Genomic DNA, 3766 nt, shown 5'->3' on the forward strand with positions numbered 1-3766 from the left:
TTTTTTATTAAATATTATCAATAATTTAATCAAAAAAATTAATTTAAAAAGCTATTTTATAAATAAAACAAAATTTATAGTTGTTTTTAACAAAAGTATTTTATATTTTAATAGGCAATATATTTTAAGCAAAAATCTTCTTGAAATACTATATTTTATATGGAATTATAATCACTTTATATAATAAATTGTAGTTATTCAATTGATTATATAAAGTGATTATAATTCATAATACTACATTCTATCTATTTGCCTTTACTTTATAAAACATCAATTTTTAACTCTAACTACAATTTGACTAAAATGAAGGATAAGATCTTATAACAAACGTAGATCAGTTTAAATCAGTAGTAGTATCAACTTTAAGGATTGCAATTGAAGACTTAGTTAAATCTATGGATGAGATACTGTAATATTATGTCGATCTAGATAATACTATTACAGTTGATATGATTACAGACAAATATATTAAAATAATAGTTGCAGCTTTCTATATTCCAAAATTAAATATATTAGTTTAAAGTGGCAATATGTTATAATTTAAACTATTATAAATTTTTCTTTCCGTTTATAATTTGAAATTATGAAGGTGCTTTATGAAAGTGCTAAAGACAAAAATAATGAGTTTTGGAGCAGATATTGTTGGATATTCAGAAATGTCATCATTTGTTTAATTCGAGAAAATTTACACAATGCAATTTCAATGGGTATAGCATTAGATAATCCTACTATTGTAGGTAGAATACCATTAGATGCTAAGTGTGTAAAATATAAATGTCTATTATAGATCTTACTCTAAAAATTTACATAAAAATAACCCTAGTACATTATTACTAGGGTTATAATATTTCTCTTTATTTTAATTATAATTCACTTTCATACTTTTCCTTATGTCCACATTCAGTGCATTTAGCTGATATAACAACGCTTCTATCATCTATATTTATAGATCCATTATCACCTTCTATAAAAACAAATTTATTTTCACATACAGGACAATCTATATTTGTGGTTAACATTCCATCTTCATCTTTAGTTAATTTGTACATAATACACCTCCTATTATATAGGATACCACAAATTTCTATATTTAAAAATGCGCATTTTTTATATCTATTATCTATCTATTTTTATACGCTATTTAATCTATTTTTTTTAGTACTCTGCCACATCGATTTTATGTCAGCGCTCCATCTCTTTAATCGATTTTAACATTAACTATTAAACAATCAACACCGCTTGCCAGTGCTTGAGGATTTTTATAATCTATTTCTTCAGATTTTGGGAATGAATACTTATATAAAATCCATTATTTACTCAACTAACACAGCTTTAATAATCAATCTATGGGTTGCAGCTCTTATAGGGGTGCAAGTGATTAAAGTAAGCTCTGCATCTTCAGTATCGTTCAGCACAGAAACTTCTTCTGGTAAAACCACAAATTTTTTATATACTTCATATTTAAACTCCCCATCTTTTGTTTGCATTATTATTTCATCTCCATCATCAACCTCATCTAGTCTATTGAAGAATTGATTGTATGTATAACTCCTATGACCTGCTATAGCGCAGTTTCCTTCCGTACCAGGATAGGGTGAATCTGGAAAATGACCTGCAGCATATTTTAATGTCTTCATATCAATACCTTCACCCACTGCTACTTTTAAATCTATTTTTGGTATTTTTAATATTCCTATTGTGTTTTTATAATTATAAGAATTGGAAGATGTACCCGATTTAGAAGTTGTATTTGAATTAGATTTAGAGTCTCCTTTTATATTATCAGATATATCAGATGTTATCTTTTCATCTTTTTCACTATTACTTATCGCTTTTTCAAAATCCGCTATCATTTTTTTCTGTTTTATAGCACCTTCATACTTCATAAAAATAGCAGAACTGATTATTACACATCCAAATACAATCAACAGTATGCCTATATATTTCTTCTTCACAAAATCACCTCATTATCTATATAGAAAAAGCTATGAAGTAAGTTTAGACTAAATCACCTTTCTTCATAGCTTTTTAACTATTTTCTTTTACTTTTAGTTAATTTAAATTACCTATTTCTTTTTAGTAAGAAACCTAAACCAGCTAGAATTGTTAGAGATCCAATGCTAATTATAAATATAGTGTCAAATAAACTACCCGTTTTAGGAAGAGCACTGACTAACTTACCTAATATATTATCCTTTGATACTAAAGAACCATTCTTATCTGGCGTATTATCTTTAGTTACTGCAACAACTTCCTTTTCTTTGTTAGTAACTGTAAATTCTTTAGTTTCTGTCGTTTTGACTTTAACTTCAATTATATCTTTACTTATTATATATCCATCTGGAGCCTTGGTTTCTTTAATTTTATAATTTCCGTACTCTACAGAATTAAAGTATACTATACCAGTTTCTCCAGATACAGAAGTTTTAACCTCTTTTCCATCTGCATCATATAATGTAAATTCAGCTCCTTCTAAGGTTTTCTCAGTTTTTTCATCTATTTTTGTAACTTTAATATTAGCTTTAATTTTATCGTTAGAGATACTATCTGGATTCGCTGTTACTACTTTATTAGACTCCGATACAGTAGCCTCTAATACTTCATCTGATTTTAAATATCCTGCTGGCGCTTTTGACTCTTCTATAATATATTTTCCATATTCTACATTCTTGAATTTAACTAATCCATTTCTATCACTAACAGCTTTATCTATTAGCTTTTTATCTGTTTCTCTATATAAAGTAAATTCTGCCCCTTTTAATCGTTCTTCATGTTCCCCTAGTTTTGTAAATTCTATGCTTCCTTTTGTTTTTGTATTTGATATACTTTCTGGATTTGCTTTTATTAGCTTTCCATTAGATACAATACTAGCCTTCAGTACTTTATTTGTTAGCTCATATCCCTCCGGTGCCTTTGTTTCCTTTATTACGTAATTCCCATACTCTATATTCTCAAAAATAACTTTTCCTACTTCATTACTTTTCGCCGTCGCTATTGCATTTTCATAGTTTTTATCCGAAGCTTTATATAGTTTAAATTCTGCTCCCTTTAATGGCTCTTTGTTATCTCCTAGTTTTTTAAACTCTATACTTCCTCTTATCTTTGTATTTGATACACTGTCTGGATCAGCTTTTACTGATTTTCTATTTTCGTTTACTGTTGCTTTTAGTACTTTATCACCAGATAATAGTACATACCCCTCTGGTGCTTTGCTCTCTTTTATTACGTATTCTCCGTACTCTACATTCTTAAATTTAACTAATCCATCTCTATCACTTACTGCTGTAGATATAGGATTTTTAAATTCAGTATCCGATTTTTTGTAAAGTTTAAATTCTGCCCCTTTTAATCGTTCTTTGTATTCCCCTAATTTCGTGAACTCTATGCTTCCTTTTGTCTTTGTATTTGATATACTTACCGGGTTTGCTTTTATTGTTTTTCCATTAGATGTAATACTAGCCTTCAGTATTTTATTTGTTAATTCATATCCTTCTGGGGCTTTTGTTTCTTTTATTGCATAATCTCCGTATTCTATATTTTCAAAAACTACTTTTCCTGCGTCATCACTCTTTGCTGTAGCTATCTCATTTTCATAGTTTTTATCTGAAGATTTATATAGTTTAAATTCTGCCCTTTAGTGGTTCATTATCTTCTCCTAGCTTTGTAAACTCTATACTTYCTCTTATCTTTGTGTTTGAAACACTATCTGGATTTGCTGTTACTACTTTTCATTTATATAGTAGCCTTTAGAATTTTTTCATTTATT

The 3766-nt window shown here is 27.9% G+C and carries 3 protein-coding genes and 1 pseudogene; all 4 read right to left on the reverse strand.

Annotated features, from left to right (window positions below):
* Nucleotides 1-863 precede the first annotated feature (863 nt).
* Nucleotides 864-1049 (reverse strand): hypothetical protein, encoded by a 186-nt coding sequence (locus tag T473_RS0115115; RefSeq protein ID WP_024622597.1) that lies wholly within the window; start codon nt 1047-1049, stop codon nt 864-866.
* A gap of 264 nt (nt 1050-1313) precedes the next feature.
* Entirely contained in the window at nt 1314-1955 is a 642-nt protein-coding gene (locus tag T473_RS0115120; RefSeq protein ID WP_024622598.1) for a class D sortase, read from the reverse strand.
* A gap of 107 nt (nt 1956-2062) precedes the next feature.
* Entirely contained in the window at nt 2063-3454 is a 1392-nt protein-coding gene (locus tag T473_RS20200; RefSeq protein ID WP_416387006.1) for an MSCRAMM family protein, read from the reverse strand.
* Nucleotides 3437-3619: pseudogene (locus T473_RS20205) on the reverse strand (prealbumin-like fold domain-containing protein); the annotation flags it as partial. The gene T473_RS20200 and the pseudogene T473_RS20205, both read right to left, overlap by 18 nt.
* Between the last annotated feature and the right edge of the window lie 147 nt (nt 3620-3766).

It is taken from the genome of Clostridioides mangenotii TR (assembly GCF_000498755.1).
Lineage (GTDB): Bacteria > Bacillota > Clostridia > Peptostreptococcales > Peptostreptococcaceae > Metaclostridioides > Metaclostridioides mangenotii_A.